Origin of the sequence: Polynucleobacter sp. MWH-UH24A (assembly GCF_018687475.1) — a bacterium.
In the GTDB taxonomy this organism is placed as follows: domain Bacteria; phylum Pseudomonadota; class Gammaproteobacteria; order Burkholderiales; family Burkholderiaceae; genus Polynucleobacter.
In genome coordinates this window covers 1,219,237-1,242,821 of sequence record NZ_CP061292.1, presented here as the reverse complement: position 1 = coordinate 1,242,821, position 23,585 = coordinate 1,219,237, and the positions used below count along the sequence as shown (strand labels likewise).

General features: G+C 48.9%; 23 protein-coding genes and 1 tRNA gene. All 24 read left to right on the top strand.

From position 1 onward, the window contains the following. Positions 1 to 210: 210 nt before the first annotated feature. A complete protein-coding gene (locus tag ICV32_RS06515; RefSeq protein WP_215369286.1) occupies positions 211 to 2,016 on the top strand; it encodes an acetolactate synthase 3 catalytic subunit in 1,806 nt (601 codons plus the stop codon). Continuing rightward, the gene (ilvN, locus tag ICV32_RS06510; RefSeq protein WP_108508744.1) at positions 2,016 to 2,507 is read left to right on the top strand and encodes an acetolactate synthase small subunit; all 492 of its coding nucleotides are present in this window, start codon (positions 2,016 to 2,018) and stop codon (positions 2,505 to 2,507) included. Before ICV32_RS06515 ends, ilvN begins: the two co-directional genes overlap by 1 nt. 35 nt (positions 2,508 to 2,542) lie before the next feature. Beyond that, positions 2,543 to 3,559, top strand: coding sequence for a ketol-acid reductoisomerase (gene ilvC / locus ICV32_RS06505; protein ID WP_215369283.1), 1,017 nt, complete (start codon positions 2,543 to 2,545; stop codon positions 3,557 to 3,559). A 20-nt stretch (positions 3,560 to 3,579) separates the two neighbouring features. Next, positions 3,580 to 4,227: a phosphatidylserine decarboxylase gene (locus ICV32_RS06500; protein WP_215369280.1), complete on the top strand. Its 648-nt coding sequence runs from the start codon at positions 3,580 to 3,582 to the stop codon at positions 4,225 to 4,227. Between the two features lie 4 nt (positions 4,228 to 4,231). Beyond that, a complete protein-coding gene (gene pssA / locus ICV32_RS06495; protein ID WP_371817050.1) occupies positions 4,232 to 5,107 on the top strand; it encodes a CDP-diacylglycerol--serine O-phosphatidyltransferase in 876 nt (291 codons plus the stop codon). 193 nt (positions 5,108 to 5,300) lie between these two features. Beyond that, positions 5,301 to 6,848 carry a 2-isopropylmalate synthase gene (locus ICV32_RS06490; RefSeq protein ID WP_215372625.1) on the top strand — a complete coding sequence of 516 codons (1,548 nt, stop codon included), beginning with the start codon at positions 5,301 to 5,303 and terminating at the stop codon, positions 6,846 to 6,848. 164 nt (positions 6,849 to 7,012) lie between these two features. Then, a complete protein-coding gene (gene rpsO / locus ICV32_RS06485) occupies positions 7,013 to 7,282 on the top strand; it encodes a 30S ribosomal protein S15 (protein ID WP_108508739.1) in 270 nt (89 codons plus the stop codon). 224 nt (positions 7,283 to 7,506) lie between these two features. After that, on the top strand, positions 7,507 to 9,648 hold the full coding sequence (gene pnp / locus ICV32_RS06480) for a polyribonucleotide nucleotidyltransferase (RefSeq protein WP_215369277.1): 2,142 nt from the start codon (positions 7,507 to 7,509) through the stop codon (positions 9,646 to 9,648). A 14-nt stretch (positions 9,649 to 9,662) separates the two neighbouring features. Continuing rightward, complete coding sequence (locus tag ICV32_RS06475; protein WP_215369274.1) at positions 9,663 to 10,661, top strand: NAD(P)H-quinone oxidoreductase; 999 nt, start codon at positions 9,663 to 9,665, stop codon at positions 10,659 to 10,661. A 10-nt stretch (positions 10,662 to 10,671) separates the two neighbouring features. Beyond that, the gene (tpiA, locus tag ICV32_RS06470; RefSeq protein WP_215369271.1) at positions 10,672 to 11,421 is read left to right on the top strand and encodes a triose-phosphate isomerase; all 750 of its coding nucleotides are present in this window, start codon (positions 10,672 to 10,674) and stop codon (positions 11,419 to 11,421) included. A 36-nt stretch (positions 11,422 to 11,457) separates the two neighbouring features. Then, complete coding sequence (gene secG / locus ICV32_RS06465; protein WP_215369269.1) at positions 11,458 to 11,820, top strand: preprotein translocase subunit SecG; 363 nt, start codon at positions 11,458 to 11,460, stop codon at positions 11,818 to 11,820. Between the two features lie 64 nt (positions 11,821 to 11,884). Beyond that, positions 11,885 to 11,969 (top strand) — tRNA-Leu (locus ICV32_RS06460). Between the two features lie 112 nt (positions 11,970 to 12,081). Next, the gene (locus ICV32_RS06455) at positions 12,082 to 12,441 is read left to right on the top strand and encodes an NADH-quinone oxidoreductase subunit A (protein WP_215369258.1); all 360 of its coding nucleotides are present in this window, start codon (positions 12,082 to 12,084) and stop codon (positions 12,439 to 12,441) included. A gap of 6 nt (positions 12,442 to 12,447) precedes the next feature. Next, positions 12,448 to 12,930: an NADH-quinone oxidoreductase subunit B family protein gene (locus ICV32_RS06450; protein WP_108508733.1), complete on the top strand. Its 483-nt coding sequence runs from the start codon at positions 12,448 to 12,450 to the stop codon at positions 12,928 to 12,930. Position 12,931: 1 nt separating this feature from the next. After that, complete coding sequence (locus tag ICV32_RS06445; protein ID WP_215369255.1) at positions 12,932 to 13,537, top strand: NADH-quinone oxidoreductase subunit C; 606 nt, start codon at positions 12,932 to 12,934, stop codon at positions 13,535 to 13,537. Then, entirely contained in the window at positions 13,530 to 14,783 is a 1,254-nt protein-coding gene (locus tag ICV32_RS06440) for an NADH-quinone oxidoreductase subunit D (RefSeq protein ID WP_215369253.1), read from the top strand. Before ICV32_RS06445 ends, ICV32_RS06440 begins: the two co-directional genes overlap by 8 nt. 6 nt (positions 14,784 to 14,789) lie before the next feature. Beyond that, the gene (nuoE, locus tag ICV32_RS06435; RefSeq protein ID WP_215372624.1) at positions 14,790 to 15,302 is read left to right on the top strand and encodes an NADH-quinone oxidoreductase subunit NuoE; all 513 of its coding nucleotides are present in this window, start codon (positions 14,790 to 14,792) and stop codon (positions 15,300 to 15,302) included. Beyond that, positions 15,299 to 16,603, top strand: coding sequence for an NADH-quinone oxidoreductase subunit NuoF (gene nuoF / locus ICV32_RS06430; protein ID WP_215369246.1), 1,305 nt, complete (start codon positions 15,299 to 15,301; stop codon positions 16,601 to 16,603). The genes nuoE and nuoF overlap by 4 nt, the downstream gene beginning before the upstream one ends. Positions 16,604 to 16,620: 17 nt before the next feature. Further along, entirely contained in the window at positions 16,621 to 18,978 is a 2,358-nt protein-coding gene (gene nuoG / locus ICV32_RS06425) for an NADH-quinone oxidoreductase subunit NuoG (protein WP_215372622.1), read from the top strand. A gap of 7 nt (positions 18,979 to 18,985) precedes the next feature. Further along, on the top strand, positions 18,986 to 20,059 hold the full coding sequence (gene nuoH, locus ICV32_RS06420) for an NADH-quinone oxidoreductase subunit NuoH (protein ID WP_215369244.1): 1,074 nt from the start codon (positions 18,986 to 18,988) through the stop codon (positions 20,057 to 20,059). A gap of 5 nt (positions 20,060 to 20,064) precedes the next feature. Beyond that, the gene (gene nuoI / locus ICV32_RS06415; protein ID WP_215369241.1) at positions 20,065 to 20,556 is read left to right on the top strand and encodes an NADH-quinone oxidoreductase subunit NuoI; all 492 of its coding nucleotides are present in this window, start codon (positions 20,065 to 20,067) and stop codon (positions 20,554 to 20,556) included. A 7-nt stretch (positions 20,557 to 20,563) separates the two neighbouring features. After that, the gene (locus tag ICV32_RS06410) at positions 20,564 to 21,226 is read left to right on the top strand and encodes an NADH-quinone oxidoreductase subunit J (protein ID WP_215369232.1); all 663 of its coding nucleotides are present in this window, start codon (positions 20,564 to 20,566) and stop codon (positions 21,224 to 21,226) included. Further along, the gene (nuoK, locus tag ICV32_RS06405; protein ID WP_108508726.1) at positions 21,223 to 21,531 is read left to right on the top strand and encodes an NADH-quinone oxidoreductase subunit NuoK; all 309 of its coding nucleotides are present in this window, start codon (positions 21,223 to 21,225) and stop codon (positions 21,529 to 21,531) included. The genes ICV32_RS06410 and nuoK overlap by 4 nt, the downstream gene beginning before the upstream one ends. Before the next feature lie 5 nt (positions 21,532 to 21,536). Beyond that, entirely contained in the window at positions 21,537 to 23,579 is a 2,043-nt protein-coding gene (gene nuoL / locus ICV32_RS06400; protein WP_215369229.1) for an NADH-quinone oxidoreductase subunit L, read from the top strand. Positions 23,580 to 23,585: the final 6 nt, after the last annotated feature.

Below are 23,585 nucleotides of genomic sequence, written 5' to 3'. Positions count from 1 at the left end.
TGTGGTTTGCTTGCGATGAATGGACCCAAAATACAGTCTAAACCCACTCATTCTAGGCTATTGCTTTACAATGGAAGGCTTACCGCAAAGAAACCATCCAAGAAGTGGCAGTCTTTTTTCTTTGCGGCTGTGCCGTTCGAACCCGGACCATAAGTAAGGGACAGAACAGCCTAAACAATTTTTTGCCGAAAATTGCAAAGGAAAATGACAATGAATACGAGTAATGCTGAGTTTTTAGCCACCAAAGGTGGTCAGGACGCAACCGGTCCTCAATCTGATTCCACAAGCCCTGCAAAACAACCTGCCCCCGAAATGATTGGTGCTGAGATGTTGGTGCATGCCTTGCATGCTGAGGGAGTCGAGTATGTCTGGGGCTATCCCGGTGGTGCGGTTCTCTTTATTTATGACGAGATCTTCAAGCAAGATAAGTTTGAACACATTTTAGTTCGCCATGAACAAGCTGCGGTTCATGCGGCCGATGGTTACGCGCGCGCCACTGGCAAAGTCGGTGTTGCTCTCGTTACTTCCGGTCCTGGGGTCACAAATGCCGTCACTGGTATTGCAACCGCTTACACCGATTCCATTCCGATGGTCATCATTACCGGTAACGTGCCAACCTATGCCATTGGTGAGGATGCCTTCCAAGAGGCTGATACGGTAGGTATCACCCGTCCGATCGTAAAACATAATTTCTTGGTCAAGGATGTGAACGATCTTGCGGTGACCCTTAAAAAAGCCTTTCATATTGCTCGCACCGGCCGTCCTGGACCTGTATTGGTCGATATTCCAAAGGATGTTTCGGCAACTAAAGGGCCCTTTGTCTATCCCGATAGTCTGAGCATGCGTTCATACAACCCGGTGATCAAGGGGCATAGTGGACAGATTCGTAAAGCAGTATCCCTATTACAAGAGGCTGAGCGCCCCTATATTTATACCGGTGGCGGCATCATCATGGCCGAAGCCGCCAAGGAACTCAAAGAGTTTGCTGAGCTTTTAGGTTATCCAGTGACCAATACTCTGATGGGCTTGGGTGGATTCCCGGGGACGCATCAGCAGTTTGTGGGCATGCTTGGAATGCACGGCACCTATGAAGCCAATATGGCGATGCAGCACTGCGATGTATTGATTGCAATTGGTGCCCGTTTTGATGACCGCGTGATCGGTAACCCTGCACACTTCGCAAGTCATCCTCGCAAAATTGTTCATATTGATATTGACCCATCGGTGATTTCAAAGCGCGTCAAGGTAGACGTTCCGATTGTGGGTGATCTCAAAGAGATTTTGGTTGATATGAGTGCTCAATTAAGAGCGGCACCGGCGCGTAAGAATCAAGCGAAGGTGAAAGCCTGGTGGGATCAGATTAATGAATGGAAGAAGCGCGATTGCTTGAAGTACGATCGTGATTCCCAAATCGTCAAGCCTCAATACGTCGTTGAAAAACTGTGGGAGCTGACCAAGGGCGATGCCTTTGTGTGCTCAGACGTTGGCCAACATCAGATGTGGGCAGCCCAGTTCTACAAGTTCAATGAACCACGGCGCTGGATTAACTCGGGTGGCTTAGGCACCATGGGCGTTGGTTTGCCTTATGCCATGGGCATTAAAAAAGCATTCCCAGATCAGGAGGTCGTTACCATCACCGGAGAGGGTTCGATCCAAATGTGTATTCAAGAACTTTCAACGCTGACTCAGTACAACACGCCGATCAAGATTGTTTCCTTAAACAATCGATATTTAGGCATGGTGCGTCAATGGCAAGAATTAACCTACAGTAAGCGCTATTCCAGTTCCTACATGGATTCATTGCCCGATTTTGTGAAGTTGGCTGAAGCCTATGGTCATGTGGGGATGCGCATTGAGACCAAAGCAGATGTTGAGCCCGCACTCAAAGAGGCTCTCAAATTAAAGGATCGCACTGTGTTTATGGATTTCCAGATTGATCCGCAGGAAAACGTCTGGCCCATGGTACAAGCAGGTAAGGGCATTAGTGAGATGCTGCTTGGAAGTGAGGATCTCTAATGCGTCACATTATTTCTGTTTTGCTCGAGAACGAGCCGGGAGCGCTCTCGCGAGTCGTTGGCTTATTCTCGGCTCGCGGTTACAACATTGAGACTCTTAGCGTCGCACCGACTGAAGACCCATCCCTATCCCGCATGACCTTGGTCACGATTGGCTCAGATGATGTGATTGAACAAATTACCAAGCACCTCAATCGCTTGGTTGAGGTGGTGAAAGTATTTGATTTAACGGAAGGCCCACACATCGAGCGCGAACTGATGATGATCAAAGTGCGGGCGGTTGGTAAGGAGCGCGAGGAATTAAAGCGCACCACGGATATATTCCGCGGACGCATTATCGATGTGACTGATAAAAGTTACACGATTGAGCTCACTGGTGTGAGTAGTAAGTTAGATGCATTCATTAGCGCAATTGATCGCGCATCCATTCTTGAAACAGTCCGTTCTGGCGGTTCGGGAATTGGGCGCGGTGAACGTATTCTGAAAGTTTAGTTTTAATCACTCTTTATTTAATTTAAGGAAATCGTATGAAAGTTTTTTATGACAAGGACGCCGATCTGTCCCTGATCAAAGGTAAAAAAGTCACCATTATTGGTTATGGCTCACAGGGTCATGCCCACGCGCAAAACTTGAATGACTCTGGCGTGAAGGTCACCGTGGGTTTGCGTAAAGATGGCGCATCGTGGAAAAAAGCAGCCAATGCCGGTTTACAAGTCAAAGAAGTTGCTGAGGCAGTGAAAGACGCAGACGTTGTGATGATGCTGTTGCCCGATGAGCAAATTGCCGAAGTCTACAAGAACGAAGTACATGCCAACATCAAACAAGGCGCCGCCTTAGCGTTTGCCCACGGTTTTAATGTGCATTATGGTCAAGTGATTCCTCGCGCCGATTTGGATGTCATCATGATTGCTCCGAAGGCACCTGGCCATACCGTTCGTAGCACATACACCCAAGGCGGTGGCGTACCCCATTTGATCGCGGTCTATCAAGACAAGTCGGGCTCAGCACGTGATTTAGCCCTCTCTTATGCAACTGCGAATGGCGGTGGCCGTGCTGGCGTGATTGAGACCAATTTCCGAGAAGAGACCGAAACCGATTTGTTTGGTGAGCAAGCTGTCTTATGCGGCGGTACTGTGGAGTTAATTAAAGCCGGATATGAGACCTTGGTTGAAGCCGGTTATGCCCCGGAGATGGCCTATTTTGAGTGCCTGCATGAGTTGAAGTTAATTGTGGACCTCATTTATGAAGGCGGTATCGCCAACATGAACTACTCGATTTCAAACAATGCCGAGTATGGTGAGTACGTCACTGGTCCAAGGATTGTGACCGAGGACACCAAGAATGCGATGCGTAAAGCCTTGCACGATATTCAGACGGGTGAGTATGCCAAGAGCTTCATCCTTGAAAATCGCGCTGGTGCACCCACCCTGATTTCACGTCGCCGTTTGACCGCTGATCATGAGATTGAAGTTGTGGGTGCGAAATTGCGCGCCATGATGCCTTGGATTGCGAAAAACAAACTCGTTGACCAATCGAAGAACTAAGCTCAGAAGGTAATCATCCGATGATGTATCCACACCCCATCATTGCCAAAGAGGGCTGGCTCTATTTAGTTGTGATTGGGGTTCTGGCTTTTGTGGTCCATCGCTATGCCGGTTTTTTCTGGTCTTGGCCGCTCTGGCTATTCTTCACCTTCACGCTGCAATTCTTTCGTGATCCACAACGAATCGCGCCCCTTGGTAAGGATCTTGTTTTATCGCCAGCGGATGGGCGCATTGTGGTGGTTGAGAAAGCCCATGATCCCTATGCCAATCGGGAAGCCTTAAAGATTAGCGTGTTCATGAATGTCTTTAATGTGCACTCCAATCGGTCTGCGGTGAATGGACTGATTAAGCAAGTTACCTATTTTCCAGGCAAGTTCTTTAACGCCAGTATTGATAAAGCCTCTACCGAAAATGAGCGCAATGCGGTCGTGATCGATGCCAATGGCAAGACCATCACCCTTGTGCAAATCGCCGGTTTAATTGCTCGTCGTATTTTGTGCTACATCCACATTAATGATCGTGTGAAGCGCGGGGAGCGTTATGGCTTTATTCGCTTTGGTTCCCGGGTCGATGTGTATTTGCCTTTAGATGCTGAGCCCTTGGTTAGCGTCGGTGAAAAAGTTTTTGCTACCAATACTGCGTTAGCTCGCTTACCAGGATTAGATTAGCAACATGACTTCGCGTCGTAAGTTCCGAATGGGCCGCCCCCGCTTTCTGCGGAGTAAAAATACACGGCGTGAGGACTGGAGCTCGGCCGATGAGTCGCACGAGGATGATCTGATCGAAGATCCACCAAGGCCTCGGAACAAAGGGATTTACTTATTACCGAATTTATTCACCACGGCGGCATTATTTTGTGGGTTCTTTGCCATTGTGAACGCCATGAACCATCGTTTTGAGATCGCAGCGATTGCGGTCTTTGCTTCACTGGTTCTTGATGGCATGGATGGCCGAATTGCGCGAATGACCAATACGCAAAGTGCGTTTGGTGAGCAATACGATTCTTTGGCAGACATGGTCTCATTTGGGGTGGCCCCAGCGTTGGTGGCCTATGAGTGGGTTTTAAAAGATCTGGGCAAGTGGGGCTGGTTAGCAGCATTTACCTACTGTGCTGGCGCCGCACTTCGTCTAGCCCGCTTTAATGCCAATATTGGCGTGGTTGATAAAAAGTTTTTCCAGGGTTTGCCAAGCCCTGCGGCCGCAGCGCTCTTGGCTGGTTTCATTTGGTTGGCAGACGATAACAAGATACCCGTGAAGGATTCGGCAATTCCATTAGTCACCTTTTTCATTACGATTTATGCAGGACTAACCATGGTTTCGAATGCCCGTTTCTACAGCGGTAAGGCCTTGGATATTCGTTACCGTGTGCCTTTCTGGGTTATGGTTCTTTTGATCTTGGGTTTTGTCTTGATTTCTTCAAATCCACCACTAACTCTGTTTGGCCTCTTTGTGGTGTATTCCCTGTCTGGCTATGTATTGTGGATGTGGGAGCGGGCGATGGGTCGTCGGATTGGTGGAGAAACCACAGTCTCAGCTAAGTCCGAGTAAATGCGGTATATTATTTCCATGATGAACCAATTAAGCGCACTTCTACTTCTTCTAGCACTGGGCCTTAGGCTCGGGGCGGGTCGCGCTTAGACACATGAAGTAAGGCACTAAGTTCGCAAACCAGCCCCAGCTAAATTGCTGGGGTTTTTGTTTTAGAAAACGGAGCATTGGATTATTAAAGAAGGAATCAATGATGAGTGATCGATTAATTATTTTTGATACCACCTTGCGTGACGGTGAGCAGTCGCCTGGTGCATCCATGACTCGAGATGAGAAGGTGCGGATTGCACGTCAACTTGAACGCTTACGAGTTGATGTGATCGAGGCCGGCTTTGCGGCTAGCTCAGAGGGTGACTTTGCAGCAATCTCTGCGGTTGCTGCCGCGGTGAAGGATTCAGTCGTATGCTCCCTCGCACGTGCCAATGAGACCGATATTACTCGGGCCTCTGATGCCCTAAAGGCAGCTAACGCAAAACGCATTCATGTGTTCTTGGCCACTAGCGCTTTGCATATGGAAAAGAAATTGCGCATGACCCCGGAGCAGGTGTATGAGCAAGCAAAAAAGTCCATCCGCTTTGCCAGAAATTTGGCGGGGGATATTGAGTTCTCTCCAGAGGATGGCTACCGTTCGGATATGGACTTCTTGTGCCGAGTCTTAGAGGCTGTTATTGCTGAAGGCGCAACCACGATAAACGTTCCTGATACGGTTGGATATGCTGTCCCCGAACTCTATGGCGAGTTCATTAAAACTTTACGTACTCGGATTCCGAACTCGGATAAAGCGATTTGGTCCGTGCATTGCCATAACGATTTAGGGATGGGTGTGGCCAACTCATTAGCCGGCGTTCACATTGGCGGTGCTCGCCAAGTAGAGTGCACGATTAATGGTCTGGGCGAGCGGGCAGGTAATACTTCCTTAGAAGAAATTGTGATGGCAGTTCGTACTCGCAAGGATTTCTTTAGGTTGGAAGTGGGGATCGATACCAAACAAATCGTACCGGCTTCTAAATTGGTTTCGCAAATCACAGGCTTTGTGGTGCAGCCCAATAAAGCCGTGGTTGGTGCAAATGCCTTTGCTCATGCATCGGGTATCCATCAAGATGGTGTATTGAAGGCTCGTGATACTTACGAGATTATGCGGGCTGAAGATGTGGGCTGGGCGACCAATCGCATCGTGCTTGGTAAGTTATCCGGTCGGAATGCCTTCAAACAACGTATTTCTGAGTTAGGTGTGGTATTGGAGTCGGAGAGTGAACTCAATGATGCATTTGCTCGCTTTAAAGCTTTAGCCGATCAAAAAGCCGAGATTTTTGATGAAGACATTATTTCCTTGATGTCGGATTCTTCGGTGGCTGATCAAAGTGAGCACTTTAGCTTTATTTCATTGAACCAGCACTCCGAGACCGGTGAAAAGCCAATGGCGAAGGTGGTATTTAAGATGGGCGGTCACGACGTGCACTCTGAAGCCCAAGGCAATGGTCCGGTTGATGCTACTTTGCACGCCATTGAGAGTAAGGTACAAAGTGGTGCTGAGTTATTGCTCTACTCGGTCAATGCCATCACGTCGGGCACTGAGTCGCAGGGGGAGGTCACGGTTCGTCTCTCTAAGGGAGGGCGGATTGTGAACGGCGTGGGGATGGATCCAGACATTATTGCTGCCTCTGCCAAGGCTTATTTGGCGGCATTGAATAAATTACACGATCCAAGCGCCATGAAACTGAATGCCCAAATGGCACCTTAAAATCATAAGTTATTGATTTATATAAACTTATTTACTAGTAGGCCGCTTGGTATGCATTGGCAGACGGCGGTCTGTTAGAATGCTGAAGCTTTGATTTATAAAGCTTTTTATTAACACGGCATATCAGGTGCAAGCTTGAGTGACCGCACGTATGGAGTATGAAAATGGCAGTTGCAGACATTAATAAGGCGGAAATCGTCAAACAAAACGCGCGTGGCGCAAACGATACGGGTAGCCCCGAAGTTCAGGTGGCATTATTAACTGCTCGTATCAATGAACTTACCCCCCATTTCAAGGCAAATGCAAAAGATCATCACAGCCGTCGTGGCTTGCTGAAAATGGTCTCGCGCCGTCGCCGTCTCTTGGATTACCTCAAGAGCAAGGATCTGGACCGTTATCGCGCGCTGATCGACAAACTAGGTTTACGTAAGTAATTTCTTGTTTTTGTCAGCATTGCAATGAAGTAGGGTGTTGCCAAACGGGCAAGGCTCTACTTTGAGTGGTTCAAGATGACCGGCTTCTAGGGATCGTGTCATTCCAATGCACTTCTTTTTAAAGAGGTGCACTGGAATGGCATCCCAATTGGGTTCATCAATCAATCACTCCAGTGATACCGCGGCGCTGTGGATCCGCGGTGTGTATGTTTGGAGAAAAAAAGATGTCAATGTTTCATAAAGTTGTAAAAACGTTTCAATGGGGCCAACACACGGTCACGATGGAAACCGGCGAGATTGCTCGCCAATCGAGTGGTGCGGTACTTCTTAATATGGACGACACCGTGGTGCTTGCTACGGTAGTCGGTGCTAAAACCGCCAAAGAGGGTCAGGACTTTTTCCCCTTAACGGTTGACTATATTGAGAAGACCTATTCAGCTGGCAAGATCCCTGGTGGATTCTTTCGTCGTGAGGGACGTCCGTCTGAAGGCGAGACTTTAATCTCACGTTTAATTGATCGTCCGATTCGCCCATTATTTCCTGAAGGGTTCTATAACGAAGTTCAGGTAGTCGTGCATGTGATGTCAATTAATCCTGATGTGCCTGCCGATATTCCTGCTTTGATCGCATCGTCTGCAGCCTTGGCGATTTCGGGTATTCCATTTAATGGTCCGATGGGCGCAGCGCGCGTTGGTTATCGTGATGGTCAGTATTTGCTTAATCCGAATCGCAGCGAGCAAACAACGAGTGAACTCGATTTGATCGTGGCGGGTACTCAGGCAGCAGTATTAATGGTGGAGTCTGAAGCGCAGCAGTTATCTGAGTCCGTGATGTTGGGTGCTGTAGTTTATGGTCACGAACAGTCGCAAATTGCGATTAATGCAATCCAGGAACTCGTGCGCGATGCGGGCAAGCCCGAGTGGGATTGGAAGCCTGCCGCAAAGAATGATGCCTTGATTGCGAAGTTACAAAGCTTGGCCGAAGGCCCATTGCGCGATGCGTATCAAATTCGTCAAAAGCAAGCCCGCTCCACCAAGATTAAAGAAGTGGTTGCCAATGTCATGACTCAGTTAGCCGCTGAGGGCGAAGTGAATGAAGTCGAAGTTGGTAATCTCTTGTTTGAGATTGAAGCAAAGATCGTGCGTAGCCAAATTCTTAATGGCGAGCCACGTATTGATGGTCGCGATACCCGAACCGTACGCCCCATTGAAATTCGTAATGGCGTATTGCCTCGTACCCACGGTTCTGCTCTATTTACCCGCGGAGAGACGCAAGCCTTAGTCGTTGCAACCCTTGGAACTGCGCGCGATGAACAAATCATTGATGCGCTCGAAGGTGAGTACCGCGATCGCTTTATGTTCCACTACAACATGCCTCCATTTGCAACTGGTGAGACAGGTCGTGTTGGTACCCCTAAGCGTCGCGAGATTGGTCACGGCCGTTTAGCAAAGCGTGCTTTAGTACCCGTGTTGCCAAGTATGGAAGAGTTTGCTTACAGCATTCGTTTGGTTTCTGAGATTACGGAATCCAATGGTTCGTCATCAATGGCCTCGGTATGCGGTGGTTGCTTGGCTCTGATGGATGCCGGTGTTCCGGTGAAGGCGCATGTGGCCGGAGTGGCTATGGGCCTGATTTTGGATGGCAATCGCTTTGCGGTATTAACCGATATCTTGGGTGATGAAGATCACCTGGGTGATATGGACTTCAAAGTAGCCGGTACCGCCAACGGGATTACGGCTTTGCAGATGGACATTAAAGTTCAGGGAATTACCAAAGAAATTATGCAGGTTGCTTTGGCTCAGGCCCAAGAGGGTCGCTTGCATATTCTGAGCAAGATGCAAGAAGCCATGAGCTCTGTACGCACCGAACTTTCTGAGCACGCACCACGCATGGTGACTTTCAAGATTCATCCAGACAAGATTCGTGAAGTCATTGGTAAGGGCGGTGCAACGATTCAGGCGCTCACTAAAGAGACCGGTTGCAGCATCGATATCAAAGATGATGGTACGGTTACCATTGCTTCGACAAGCGCGGAAGGTATGGCGCAAGCAAAAGCCAAGATTGAAGGCATTACCGCTGAAGCCGAAGTTGGGAAGGTCTATGAGGGCCCTGTAGTGAAGTTACTTGAGTTCGGAGCCCTTGTGAACATCCTGCCCGGCAAAGATGGACTCTTACATATCTCCGAGATCTCGACTGAGCGCGTGAAAGATGTCAAAGACTTCTTGCAAGAGGGTCAGGTTGTGCGTGTGAAATTACTCGCAGCCGATGAGCGCGGCCGCTTACGTTTGTCCATGAAAGCCCTGTTGTCCCAAGAGTCTGGTGCAGCAGATGCTCAGGCAAGCGATAGTCCAAACGAGACTGTTTAAGCGGGAGTATTGCGATGCGTGTGATGGAGATTCGGGAGTATGGCGCTCCAGAAATGTTGGTCAAAGCTGAGCGTCCAGATCCATCTGTGCCTGGTTCGGGCTCCGGTGAGGTCTTAATTCGGGTGAAGGCGGCTGGTATTAATCGTCCAGATGTCTTGCAGCGAAAAGGCCATTACCCCGTTCCTCCAGGCGCATCCGATATCCCTGGCCTTGAAGTGGCTGGAGAGATTATTGGGGGTGACCTAGCTCACCCCGATAACACCTTCGGTTTAAAGCTGGGCGATAAAGTTTGTGCCCTGGTGCAAGGTGGTGGGTATGCCGATTTATGCACCGCCCCAATTGCGCAATGCTTGCCCTATCCAAAAGGCTTTACTGATATCGAGGCAGCTTCCTTACCCGAAACCTTCTTTACTGTGTGGAGCAACGTCTTTCAACGGGGCCATTTGAGTAAAGGTGAGACCTTGTTGGTGCAAGGAGGCTCAAGTGGCATTGGAGTGACCGCGATTCTCATTGGCAAAGCATTCGGTCACCGGGTGTTTGTTACTGCTGGAAGCGATGAAAAGTGCGCAGCGTGTACACAATTAGGTGCCGATCTAGCGATCAACTACAAAACCCAAGATTTTGTGGAGGAGGTTAAGAAAGCCACGAATGGTAAGGGTGTCGATGTGATTTTGGACATGGTTACTGGCACGTATTTGCAGCGCGAGATTGATTGCTTGGCCGATGATGGTCGCATTGTGGTAATCGCTATTATGGGTGGTTCAAAGGCCGAAGTGAATACTGCACAGATATTACGTCGCCGCTTATCAATTACGGGATCCACCTTGCGTCCGAGACCCGTTGCCTTTAAGCATCAAATTGCGAAAGAGTTGTATCAATCGGTTTGGCCTCTACTAAATTCTGGCCAATTAAAACCAGTGATTTATAAAACATTTTCCTTAGAGCAAGCTGCCGATGCACATCGACTGATGGAATCGAGCGAGCATGTTGGAAAAATTGTTTTAACGGTGTAAGAGGTTTAGTATGCGCGCATTGACGGTCATCGGTAATTGGAAGATGAATGGCAGTGTTCGCAGTAATCGGGATTGGATGCAAACGGTTATTGAGGAAATGCAACAGGGTATGCCGGCTGGACGGCGTTTTGGTGTGTGCGTGCCTTTTCCGTATTTGCAAGAATGCAGTCATTATTTAGGAAGTTCTCAGCTTCAGCTAGGGGCGCAGGACGTGTCAGCTTATGCATCGGGGCCATACACGGGCGAGGTGAGTGCAAGTATGTTGCAGGAGATGGGCGTTCGCTTTGTGATCGTCGGTCACTCGGAGCGTCGCATGCAATACGGCGAGGCTAATGAGAGCATTGCCCTCAAAGCAGAGCAGGCTTTAGACCATGAGTTGACCCCGATTATTTGCGTTGGTGAGACCGCCGATGAACGAAATTCAGGGCGCGCAGTGGAGGTGGTTAGGCGACAGGTTGCTAGTCAAGTCAGCACCTTGCAGGACCGCTTGGTGGATTGCTTGATTGCATACGAACCAATTTGGGCGATTGGTACCGGTAAGGTTGCGAGTGCGCAAATGGCCCAAGACATGCACCGAGCGATTCGTTTGCAGTTAGCCGAGTTTGATGATGACGTAGCGTCTCATATTGGGATTGTTTACGGAGGCAGTGTCCGGGCCGATAACGCTACGGAGCTTTTTGCGATGCCCGATATCGATGGGGCGTTGGTAGGCGGCGCATCGTTAGATGCCAAGGAGTTTTTAGCAATTTGTCGGGCTTGACGGATTGCATGATGAACGGAGATATGGAGAACAGATATGGAATGGCTTAAAACTTTATTCGTGGTCCTGCAAGTAATTTCTGCATTAGCCATTATTGGCTTGGTCTTGATTCAACAAGGTAAGGGCGCCGATATGGGTGCCGCATTTGGCTCTGGTTCCTCAGGAAGCCTCTTTGGAGCAACTGGATCTTCAAACTTCCTATCGCGGACTACCGCTATTTTTGCGGTGATCTTTTTCGTGAGCACCCTAGGGATTACGTGGTTGGGCACTAAAAAGCCTGTTGAGTCAGGGGTTATGTCTAATTCAACCTTACCGACGGTTGCCCCTTCCCAGCAAGGTGGTGCTACGCCAGCAAATGGGGCAAGTTCAGAACCGAGTAAACCGGTTGTACCTCGCTAATTTGCACCTTTTTGGAAGGTGCAATGCGGTAGAATTGAGGGTTGTTGTAGGGCTTTTCCAAGATGCCGACGTGGTGAAATTGGTAGACACGCTATCTTGAGGGGGTAGTGGCTTAGGCTGTGCGAGTTCGAGTCTCGCCGTCGGCACCAAAGTGGATTAGTTTGGTCGGGAATTCTTGTCTTATTGTTGTAAATCAAGAGTCCCAAAATGAAAGTCGTTGATAATTCGAACGTTTGGAAATCTGACACAGGATAGAAGAAGTTGAACCTTTCAAATTACTTCCCAGTACTGTTGTTTATTCTCGTTGGTCTCGGCGTCGGTCTTGCCCCTATTGTGTTGGGTAAAGTTTTAGCCCCCTCCAAATCCTATTCAGAAAAAGATTCTCCTTACGAGTGCGGCTTTGAAGCCTTTGAAGACGCTCGTATGAAATTCGATGTGCGTTACTACTTGATCGCCATCCTCTTTATCCTATTTGATTTAGAAACTGCATTTTTATTTCCTTGGGGCATTGCCTTGAGGGATATTGGTTGGGAGGGATACATTGCCATGGCAATCTTCCTGCTCGAATTTATTGTTGGTTTTGCATATATCTGGAAAAAGGGCGCCCTGGATTGGGAGTGAACGTCGATGGCACTTGAAGGTGTTCTAAAACAAGGTTTTGTTACTACCTCGGCTGACCAGTTAATTAATTGGACCAGGACCGGTTCGCTTTGGCCGATGACCTTTGGCTTAGCCTGTTGCGCGGTCGAGATGATGCATGCTGGCGCATCGCGCTACGACCTTGATCGATTCGGGGTCGTGTTTCGTCCATCGCCACGTCAATCCGATCTGATGATTGTGGCGGGTACTTTATGCAACAAGATGGCTCCAGCCCTACGCAAAGTCTATGACCAGATGCCAGAACCGCGCTGGGTGATATCGATGGGTTCATGCGCTAATGGCGGTGGTTACTATCACTACTCTTACTCGGTGGTGCGTGGTTGCGATCGCATCGTCCCAGTGGATGTCTATGTGCCTGGCTGTCCGCCAACCGCAGAAGCTCTGATCTACGGCATTATTCAGCTGCAGGCTAAGATTGGCCGCACGAGTACGATTGCAAGGAAGGGTTGAGATGAGCGAGCGTCTTTTGCAACTCCGTCAGCAACTCGATCGTGTTTTAGGAAACCGTATCCAGAGTGCCACAATCGATCATCGTGAGTTAACGATTGTTTTGCATCACGCAAGCTATGCCGAGTCAGCAAAACTTTTGCGAGATGATCCGAGTTTAGCCTTTGAGCAACTCATTGACCTATGCGGGGTTGATTACAAAGACTATGCCGATGGCACTTGGAGTGGACCACGTTTTGCAGTCGTTAGTCACTTGCTGTCGATTAAACATAATTTGCGTCTACGGATTCGGGTATTTGCTCCAGACGACGATTACCCATTGGTGGCATCGATGGTTCCGATTTGGAACTCGGCCAATTGGTTTGAACGCGAGGCTTTTGATCTCTTTGGTATCTTGTTTGATGGTCATGAGGACCTGCGCCGCATCCTGACCGATTATGGCTTTATTGGTCATCCATTCCGTAAAGATTTCCCAATCTCGGGTCATGTTGAGATGCGCTATGACCCAGAGTTAAAGCGGGTGGTGTATCAGCCAGTCACGATTGATCCGCGTGAAGTAACCCCACGCGTGATTCGTGAAGAACAATACGGCGGCTTAGCAAATGGCTGAGATTAAGAACTACACCCTGAACTTTGGTCCGCAGCATCCTGCGGCTCACGGTGTATTACGTTTAGTGCTGGAGCTTGATGGCGAGGTGATCCAACGCGCTGATCCGCATATTGGCTTATTGCATCGTGCGACCGAGAAACTCGCCGAGACCCGCACTTGGATTCAGAGCGTACCGTATATGGATCGTCTGGATTACGTATCGATGATGGTCAACGAGCATGCCTATGTCATGGCCATTGAGAAACTTCTTGATGTTGATGTACCAGTGCGCGCTCAGTACATCCGCGTGATGTTTGATGAGCTCACCCGTCTACTCAATCACTTACTCTGGGTTGGCTGCCATGGTCTTGACGTTGGTGCCATGGCAATCTTCTTATATGCCTTCCGTGATCGCGAAGATATTTTTGATATGTATGAGGCAGTATCCGGTGCGCGTATGCATGCAGCCTACTATCGTCCCGGCGGCGTCTATCGCGATTTGCCTGAGAAGATGCCGCAATACGCTAAATCAGCGATTCGGAGTGATCAGGCTGTAAAGCGCCTAAATGAGACGCGCAGCGGGTCGTTATTGGATTTCATTGAAGACTTTAGTAATCGCTTCCCTGCGAATGTGGATGAGTACAACAATTTATTGACCGATAACCGAATCTGGAAGCAACGTTTGGTTGGTATTGGTGTGGTCTCACCCGAGCGAGCACTGCAGATGGGCTTTACTGGACCAATGTTGCGCGGCTCTGGTTTTGCTTGGGACTTACGTAAGAAACAACCGTATGAAGTCTATGACCAATTGGATTTTGATATTCCAGTGGGAGTCAATGGCGATAGCTACGACCGCTATCTAGTGCGCATGGAAGAGATGCGCCAATCCAATCGCATTATTCAACAGTGTGTGAAGTGGTTACGTGCTAATCCAGGCCCAGTGATGAGTGATAACCACAAAGTAGCCCCACCAAAGCGCGTTGATATGAAAACCAATATGGAAGAGTTGATCCATCATTTCAAGCTCTTTACAGAGGGCATTCATGTACCTGCGGGTGAAGCCTATGCAGCGGTTGAGCATCCCAAGGGCGAGTTTGGTATCTACGCCATTTCAGATGGTGCCAACAAACCCTATCGTTTAAAGATCCGAGCACCTGGCTTTGCGCATCTAGCCGCGATGGATGAGATGTCACGAGGGCATATGATTGCCGATGCGGTCACCATCATTGGTACGCAAGATATTGTGTTTGGTGAGATCGATCGATAAATCATGATGACAGCCCAATCACTTTTTTCTGCTAAGACCCGCGCTGAGATGGATCGCAATATTGCGAAGTATCCGCCAGAGCAAAAACAATCGGCGGTGATGGCATGCTTGATTGCAGCGCAATCGGAGCATGGCTGGGTATCGCCGGAGATTATTGCGGAAGTTGCTCAGATTCTTGAGATGCCCACGATTGCGGTTGAGGAGGTTGCGACCTTCTACAACATGTATGAGACCAAGCCGATTGGTAAGTTCAAACTTGTGATCTGCACCAATTTACCTTGTCAACTTACACACGGCGAAGAGGCTGCCGACTATCTTAAGAAAAAACTTGGAATTAATTTCAATGAGACTACGCCATGTGGAACCTTCACGTTAAAAGAGGGTGAGTGCATGGGCGCTTGTGGCGACTCACCTGTGATGTTGGTGAACAACCACCGCATGTGTAGTTTTATGAGCCAAGAAAAGATTGATGCCTTATTGGATGAATTGAGTGCGCAAGCAAAGCGAGGGAGCGTATGACCAGTTTGCATAGTCGTCACATTAAACCCTTAATTTTGGCTGGCCTCGATGGTAAGAACTGGCACCTAAAGGATTACGAGGCGCGCGGTGGTTATCAGCAGTTACGACGGATTCTGACTGAGAAGATCACCCCGGATGCTGTGATTGCTGAAGTCAAGGCATCATCACTGCGTGGTCGCGGTGGCGCTGGATTTCCAACTGGCTTGAAGTGGAGCTTCATGCCCAAGAACTACAACGGCAATAAATACTTGGTATGCAATAGCGACGAAGGAGAGCCTGGAACATTCAAAGACCGCGACATCATGCGCTACAACCCCCATGCACTGATTGAAGGCATGATCATTGGTGCCTATGCGATGGGAATCTCAACTGGATACAACTACATTCACGGTGAGATCTGGGAGGTTTACGATCGCTTTGAAGAAGCGCTTGAGGAAGCGCGTGCTGCGGGCTATCTTGGCGAGAAGATTTTAGGAACCGAGTTTAACTTCCAGTTGCATGCTGCCCCTGGTTTTGGTGCCTATATTTGTGGTGAAGAAACTGCGCTCTTGGAGTCGCTTGAGGGCAAAAAAGGGCAGCCCCGATTTAAGCCACCATTCCCAGCCAACTTTGGTTTATATGGCAAACCAACCACCATTAACAACACCGAGACCTTTGCGGCCGTACCATTTATTCTTGCGATTGGCGCTGAGGCCTATCTTAAATTGGGTAAACCCAATAACGGCGGTACCAAAATATTCTCCGTATCGGGAGACGTCACTTACCCAGGCAATTATGAAGTTCCACTGGGCACGCCCTTTGCAGAGATGCTAAAGCTTGCCGGTGGAATGCGCAATGGCAAGCAGCTCAAAGCCGTGATTCCCGGAGGATCATCTGCTCCAGTTTTGCCTGGCAAGATCATGATGGATATCACCATGGATTACGACGCGATCTCCAAGGCTGGCTCCATGCTTGGCTCTGGAGCGGTGATCGTCATGGATGAGACCCGTTGCATGGTGCGCTCTCTGTTGCGCCTCTCGTATTTCTATCACGAAGAGTCGTGTGGTCAATGTACGCCTTGCCGCGAAGGCACGGGTTGGCTCTGGCGCATCGTTAACCGCATTGAACATGGCCAAGGTCGTCCAGAGGATTTGGATCTCCTCAAAGACGTTGCCGGAAATATTCAGGGACGGACGATCTGCGCTTTAGGTGATGCTGCTGCGATGCCGGTCCAAGGAATGCTCAAACACTATATGGATGAGTTTGCTTACCACATCGAGCATAAGCATTGCATGGTCTCTTCATTTGCCAAGGCCGCCTAATCATGAGTACGGTGAACATGATTGAGATCCATGTCGACGGTAAGCCCGTTGAGGTGCCGCAAGGCTCGATGGTGATGCATGCCACCAATAAGTTGGGGACCTATGTTCCTCATTTTTGCTATCACAAGAAACTGAGCATCGCAGCGAACTGCCGGATGTGTTTGGTTGAAGTGGAGAAGGCCCCCAAGCCATTGCCGGCATGCGCTACCCCAGTGATGGCCGGCATGAAGGTGTTTACCCATTCGGCCAAGGCAGTTGAGGCTCAAAAATCCGTGATGGAGTTTTTGTTAATTAATCATCCCTTGGATTGCCCGATCTGCGACCAAGGTGGCGAATGCCAATTGCAAGATTTAGCCGTTGGCTATGGCAAATCCAGTTCTCGTTACAAAGAAGAGAAACGCGTGGTCTTTCATAAAAATGTCGGACCACTTATTTCCATGGAAGAGATGTCGCGTTGCATTCACTGCACCCGCTGCGTTCGCTTTGGGCAAGAGGTTGCCGGTGTGATGGAGCTTGGTATGATTAACCGCGGTGAGCATTCAGAGATCACGACCTTTGTAGGGCAAACGGTTGACTCTGAGCTCTCGGGCAACATGATTGATATCTGTCCTGTTGGCGCCTTGACTAGTAAGCCATTTCGGTATGCCGCACGCACTTGGGAGTTAGTCCGCAAGCGCTCAATTAGCCCGCACGATGCCGTCGGTGCCAATACCACGGTTCAAACCAAGGCTAATCACGTGATGCGGGTAGTGGCACTTGAGAACGAGGCCATTAATGAGTGCTGGATCAGTGACCGCGACCGCTTTGCATACGAAGGTTTAAATAGCCCTGATCGTTTAACCACGCCCATGGTGAAACAAAATGGGCAGTGGTTGGAGACCGATTGGCAATCCGCTCTGGATTATGTAGTTCACTCCTTAGGTGATATTCAGAAGCAGCACGGCAGCCAAGCATTAGCCGCACTGGCTCATCCCATCGCAAGTGCCGAAGAGCTTTACCTCTTACAAAAGGTGATGCGCGGATTGGGAAGTCAACAGATTGAAAGTCGCCTTCGCCAAACCGATACCCGTGGATCTGCAGCACTTCCTTGGTTAGGCATGCCAATTGCCAAGCTCGGTGAACTCAAACGTGTTCTAGTGATCGGTAGCCATTTGCGTAAAGATCTACCGTTGATCGCCGCTCGGGTACGAACGTCAACCAAGCAGGGCCTCAAGGTTTATCGACTCGATGCAGGTGGAAACGATTGGCTCATGCCGATTGCTGCCCATCTGAAATCGAAGCCCAGTCAGTGGATAGATCAATTGGGTCAAATTGCCCAAGCGATTGCGCAAGCAAAATCCATTTCATCGCCATCCGGCCTTGCTGTGAAGAGCGTATCTCGTGAAGCGCAAACAATTGCAGATCAGTTGCTCAGCAATACCAAACTCGAGAGCCCGGAACCGCAGGCCATCTTATTGGGATCATTAGCGATTGCTCATCCCAATGCCTCCGATTTACATGTTCTCGCCGAGTTTATTGCTAAGCATACGGGATGCACCTTTGGATTCTTGTGCGAAGGTGGCAATTCAGTGGGTGCGCAACTTGTCGGTGCTACTCAAGGCAATCAAGGCAGTATTGATACCGTATTACAAAGTAAGGCGCGCGCCTACGTAATGTTGCATGTCGAGCCGCTTAATGATCTTCCCAACCCACAGCACACACGCTCTGCTTTGCAAGCTGCTGACACCGTGATTGCGATGAGCGCCTATACGAGCCCCGATTTACTTGAGTTGGCCGATGTGATTTTGCCGATCACACCTTATACCGAGACCATTGGAAGTTATGTGAACATGGCAGGGCAGGTGCAAACGATCCAGCCTTCTGTCCGTCCACTGGCCGATGCAAGACCAGCATGGAAGGTACTCCGAGCACTTGGAAGTCTTCTAAACCTCGAAGGCTTTTTATATAACCTGCCCGAGGAGGTTTATGCCGATGCCTTCGCTAAGCCTGTGCAGGACCTACTAAACAATGGTTTTACAGCCACCCCTGAAGTCCAGCAGCGTGTTCCGCTTGCCGCAGTGCTCGAGCGTCTTGCTGATCAACCCATTTACTCAAGTGACGCGATTGTGCGTCGGGCGCCTGCGTTGCAACGCACCCGTGATGCAAAAGATGCGACCATGGTTGGGGTGGGGCAGACCCTTTGGGCTCAACTTAGTTTGCAAGCCGGCGATCGCGTGGTACTGGCCCAAAATGGCCATACGGTGGAGGCAAGCGTTTTATTGCAACCGGACTTAGCAGACGGTGTGGTTCGCATCGCAACTGCCACAGAGTTAAGTGGGCAGTTGGCATCGATGTTTGGTGAAGTGAGCCTTTCTAAATCAACGGTGAGTGCTTAAGGTTTGTATGGGTAATTGGATCGATCTCATTACCAGTCACGGTGAAGACCTATTTGGCTCCTTCTGGCCCTTGGTTTGGAGCTTAGCGAAGATCCTGATCATCGTATTACCCATCTTTGGCGCAGTTGCTTACCTCACGCTGTGGGAGCGCAAGCTGATTGGCTGGATGCATATTCGCTTAGGCCCCAATCGAGTTGGCCCCCTTGGATTATTTCAACCCATTGCTGATGCATTAAAGCTGCTCATGAAGGAGATCATCTCTCCAACACGAGCTAGCCATACGCTTTACATTATTGCTCCATTGATGGTGCTAACTCCTGCGTTAGCTGCATGGGCAGTTGTGCCATTTCAAGCAGATTTGGTACTGGCGGATGTAAATGCTGGTCTTTTATACGTCATGGCTATTACCTCGGTGGGTGTGTATGGCGTGATCTTGGCAGGATGGGCTTCAAACTCGAAGTACCCATTCTTAGGCGCCATGCGTGCTTCTGCTCAAATGATTTCTTACGAAATTGCCATGGGTTTAGCTTTGGTCACCGTATTAATGGTCGCCGGCTCATTAAATCTAAGTAACATCGTGCGCTCCCAGGAAGTTGGCATCTTCGCCGACATGGGCTTGAATTTCTTGTCGTGGAATTGGCTGCCTTTGTTGCCAATGTTTGTGATCTATTTCATCTCTGGGGTTGCAGAGACCAATCGTCACCCATTTGACGTCGTCGAAGGGGAGTCTGAGATTGTTGCGGGCCATATGGTCGAGTACTCCGGGATGGCCTTTGCCTTATTTTTCTTGGCCGAATACGCCAATATGATTCTGATTGCCGCCTTAACCTCGATTATGTTCTTGGGTGGTTGGTTACCAATTCTCGATTTACCCATCTTGCGCGATATCCCAGGATTTTTCTGGCTATTTGCCAAGATCTTCTTTGTCCTCTCATGCTTTATTTGGTTGCGGGCTTCATTACCTCGCTACCGCTATGACCAAATTATGCGTTTGGGCTGGAAGGTCTTTATTCCGCTGACCGTAGTTTGGGTATTGTTGATTGGGGCTTGGATTTTGTCCCCCTGGAACATTTGGAGCTAATCACCATGTTCAAGCGCGCCTCCCAGTTTCTGAATAGCTTAATGCTCAAAGACGTTCTGAAAGGAATGTCGATTACGGGGCGCTATTTATTTAAACGCAAGATTACGATTCAGTATCCGGAAGAGAAGACCCCGTTATCACCACGTTTTCGGGGCTTGCATGCCTTGCGTCGTTATCCAAATGGGGAAGAGCGTTGCATTGCGTGCAAATTATGTGAAGCGGTTTGCCCAGCACTTGCGATCTCGATTGAGTCTGATCAACGCGAAGATGGCACTCGTCGAACAACACGCTATGACATTGACCTCACCAAATGCATTTTCTGTGGCTATTGCGAGGAAGCCTGCCCAGTGGATGCGATTGTTGAAACCAATATTTTTGAGTACTTCGGCGATAAGCGCGGCGATCTCTACTTTACGAAAGAGATGTTATTGGCAGTCGGTGATGAATACGAAAAACAAATTGCAGCCAACCGAGAGGCAGATGCCCCATACCGTTAATTGATTTATGACCCTCGATCCTGATTTCATTTTCTCCCTCTTTTTCTTTGCCTTCGCAGCGCTCTTAGTGATTTCTGCGTTGCGGGTCATAACAGTTCCTAATCCTGTGCACGCAGCCCTGTTCTTGGTTTTGGCTTTCTTTAGTGCCTCGGGAATTTGGATGCTCCTTAAGGCTGAGTTCTTAAGTTTGATTCTGATCTTGGTCTATGTCGGTGCTGTGATGGTGCTGTTCCTGTTTGTGGTGATGATGTTGGATCTTGATTTGGCACATTTGCGACGTGACTTCAAAAAATATCTGCCCCTCGCCATGTTGATAGGGGTCGTGATTATTTTGCAACTTTCCATTGTCTTGATCCGTGGCTTCATTGGTACTACTGCACCAGTCAATACCTTGCCAGATGTGGTGGCCGCAAATAATACGCAAGCGCTGGGCTACTTAATGTTTACTGAGTACATCTATGCCTTTGAGGTTGCCGGCATTGTCTTATTGGTTGCCATCATCGCAGCTGTAGCCCTTACCTTGCGCAAACGCAAGGATGTTAAGGGTCAAAATATTGCAGAGCAGGTTGCAGTTTCCGCTAAAGATCGGATGCGAATTGTCTCGATGGATGCTGAGCGTGAGGCTAAGCAAGATCTCAAGTCCCGATCTAACCCAGGTGATCAAGCATGACCATCACACTTGCTCATTATTTAGTACTCGGCGCTATTTTGTTTGCAATTAGCGTCGTCGGTATTTTCCTAAATCGGCGTAACGTGATCATTCTCTTGATGGCGATCGAACTAATGTTGCTCGCTGTCAATATGAACTTTGTCGCGTTTTCTCATTACTTAGGTGATATGGCCGGTCAGGTATTTGTATTTTTCATTCTGACGGTGGCCGCAGCGGAGGCTGCAATTGGTTTGGCAATCTTGGTGGTTCTATTTCGCAAGGTTGACACGATTAATACCGAAGATCTCGATCATCTCAAAGGCTAGTTGACATGACCACTGCTTTAACAACTGCCCATCTCTGTGCGATTCCACTAGCCCCCTTGGTGGGTGCGGCCTTCGCAGGTCTATTGGGTACCAAGTTCTTTGGTAATCGAATTGGCCAAGTGGCATCGCAATCGATCACGATTCTAGGGGTTGCAATCTCCCTCATGCTGTCTTCTTGGGTTTTGTATGAGGTGATGAACGGCTATTACTTTGATGGCAGTGTCTATACCTGGATGAAGATTGGGGAGTTGAGTCTAGACATTGGCTTTCTGATTGATCCATTGACCGCAGTGATGATGGTGGTGGTGACCTTTGTCTCGTTGATGGTCCATATCTACACCATTGGATATATGGCAGGTGAAGAAGGCTATAACCGCTTCTTTGCATATATTTCTCTCTTTACCTTTGCGATGTTGATGCTGGTGATGAGCAACAACATGCTGCAACTCTTCTTTGGTTGGGAAGCAGTTGGTGTCGTGTCGTATTTATTGATTGGCTTTTATTACGATCGTCCCACCGCGATTTTTGCCAATATGAAGGCCTTCTTAGTCAATCGGGTGGGTGACTTCGGTTTTATCTTGGGCATTGGCTTATTGCTTGCTGCCACTGGCTCGATGAACTACGCCGATATCTTTGCTCAAAATACTGTCTTAGCCGCTCAGACTGTCCCAGGAACAAACTGGAATCTGATCACCGCTGCATGTATCTGTCTATTTATTGGGGCAATGGGTAAGTCAGCGCAGTTCCCATTGCATGTTTGGTTGCCGGATTCGATGGAAGGCCCAACCCCAATATCTGCGTTGATCCATGCGGCCACCATGGTGACCGCAGGTATTTTCATGGTGACCCGTATGTCTCCATTGTTTGAGCTCTCGGATGTGGCCTTGAGCTTTATTTTGGTCATGGGCTCAATCACCGCGCTGTTCATGGGATTTTTGGGAATCGTACAAACCGATATCAAGCGCGTGGTGGCGTATTCAACCCTCTCGCAATTGGGTTATATGACCGTTGCACTTGGGGTCTCTGCCTATCCGATCGCAATCTTTCATTTAATGACCCACGCTTTCTTTAAGGCTTTGTTGTTCTTGGGTGCGGGCAGTGTAATTATTGGAATGCATCACGAGCAAGACATGCGCAAGATGGGCGGCCTCTGGAAATACATGCCCATTACATGTCTGATGATATTAATTGGTTCCTTAGCATTGATCGGCACACCATTTTTCTCGGGCTTCTATTCCAAGGACTCGATTATTGAAGCGGTAGCTGCAAGCACGATTCCTGGATCGGGATTTGCATACTTTGCGGTGATGGCGAGTGTCTTTGTGACCGCGTTGTATTCATTCCGCCTTTATTTTTATGTCTTCCATGGCAAAGAGCGCTTTGGTCATGATCATAGCCATCAGCATTCGCATGATGCGCACGATGAGCATCATCATGGTCTTGCACCAGGCGAGAAGCCACACGAGTCACCCTGGGTGATCACCTTGCCTTTAATTGCCTTGGCAATCCCCTCAGTGATTATTGGTTACTACACCATTGACCCGATGCTCTTTGGCAGTTTCTTTGGGGATGCTATTTTTGTGGACGATACCAAGCATCCTGCAATGGCGACTTTGGCATCCCACTTCCATGGGCCAGTGGCCATGGCTTTGCATGGCTTTACGACCCCTGTGTTTATTTTGCTAGCCCTTGGCGTACTCGTTGCTGCTATTTGTTATCTATGGGCTACATCCTTGCCCGAGAGAATTGCCAAGATCTTTGCGCCAATTAAGACGCTCTTAGATAACAAGTACTACCTTGATGATCTAAACCAATGGATTTTTGCTAAAGGCGCGTTGCTCCTTGGCGGTGGTTTATGGAAGCAAGGCGATCAACGGGTCATTGATGGCTTGATGGTCAATGGTAGTGCCCACTTGGTTGGTAAGTTCTCTGGGGTGATTCGTCATTTGCAGTCAGGCTACCTCTATCACTATGCCTTTGCCATGATCGTCGGCCTAATTGGCTTAATGGCCTGGATTTTGTATACCCACATTTATATTGCTTACTAAGTACAC

Bases quoted from the DNA above. Each gene is read 5' to 3' on its own strand.
- nuoI (WP_215369241.1), top strand. From the start codon at position 20,065: ATGTTCAAGCGCGCCTCCCAGTTTCTGAATAGCTTAATGCTCAAAGAC.
- ilvC (WP_215369283.1), top strand. From the start codon at position 2,543: ATGAAAGTTTTTTATGACAAGGACGCCGATCTGTCCCTGATCAAAGGT.
- ICV32_RS06450 (WP_108508733.1), top strand. From the start codon at position 12,448: ATGGCACTTGAAGGTGTTCTAAAACAAGGTTTTGTTACTACCTCGGCT.
- nuoG (WP_215372622.1), top strand. From the start codon at position 16,621: ATGATTGAGATCCATGTCGACGGTAAGCCCGTTGAGGTGCCGCAAGGC.
- pnp (WP_215369277.1), top strand. From the start codon at position 7,507: ATGTCAATGTTTCATAAAGTTGTAAAAACGTTTCAATGGGGCCAACAC.
- ICV32_RS06475 (WP_215369274.1), top strand. From the start codon at position 9,663: ATGCGTGTGATGGAGATTCGGGAGTATGGCGCTCCAGAAATGTTGGTC.
- nuoF (WP_215369246.1), top strand. From the start codon at position 15,299: ATGACCAGTTTGCATAGTCGTCACATTAAACCCTTAATTTTGGCTGGC.
- secG (WP_215369269.1), top strand. From the start codon at position 11,458: ATGGAATGGCTTAAAACTTTATTCGTGGTCCTGCAAGTAATTTCTGCA.
- nuoL (WP_215369229.1), top strand. From the start codon at position 21,537: ATGACCACTGCTTTAACAACTGCCCATCTCTGTGCGATTCCACTAGCC.
- ICV32_RS06410 (WP_215369232.1), top strand. From the start codon at position 20,564: ATGACCCTCGATCCTGATTTCATTTTCTCCCTCTTTTTCTTTGCCTTC.
- nuoE (WP_215372624.1), top strand. From the start codon at position 14,790: ATGACAGCCCAATCACTTTTTTCTGCTAAGACCCGCGCTGAGATGGAT.
- rpsO (WP_108508739.1), top strand. From the start codon at position 7,013: ATGGCAGTTGCAGACATTAATAAGGCGGAAATCGTCAAACAAAACGCG.
- pssA (WP_371817050.1), top strand. From the start codon at position 4,232: ATGACTTCGCGTCGTAAGTTCCGAATGGGCCGCCCCCGCTTTCTGCGG.
- ICV32_RS06440 (WP_215369253.1), top strand. From the start codon at position 13,530: ATGGCTGAGATTAAGAACTACACCCTGAACTTTGGTCCGCAGCATCCT.
- ilvN (WP_108508744.1), top strand. From the start codon at position 2,016: ATGCGTCACATTATTTCTGTTTTGCTCGAGAACGAGCCGGGAGCGCTC.
- ICV32_RS06515 (WP_215369286.1), top strand. From the start codon at position 211: ATGAATACGAGTAATGCTGAGTTTTTAGCCACCAAAGGTGGTCAGGAC.
- ICV32_RS06445 (WP_215369255.1), top strand. From the start codon at position 12,932: ATGAGCGAGCGTCTTTTGCAACTCCGTCAGCAACTCGATCGTGTTTTA.
- ICV32_RS06500 (WP_215369280.1), top strand. From the start codon at position 3,580: ATGATGTATCCACACCCCATCATTGCCAAAGAGGGCTGGCTCTATTTA.
- ICV32_RS06490 (WP_215372625.1), top strand. From the start codon at position 5,301: ATGAGTGATCGATTAATTATTTTTGATACCACCTTGCGTGACGGTGAG.
- tpiA (WP_215369271.1), top strand. From the start codon at position 10,672: ATGCGCGCATTGACGGTCATCGGTAATTGGAAGATGAATGGCAGTGTT.
- nuoK (WP_108508726.1), top strand. From the start codon at position 21,223: ATGACCATCACACTTGCTCATTATTTAGTACTCGGCGCTATTTTGTTT.
- nuoH (WP_215369244.1), top strand. From the start codon at position 18,986: ATGGGTAATTGGATCGATCTCATTACCAGTCACGGTGAAGACCTATTT.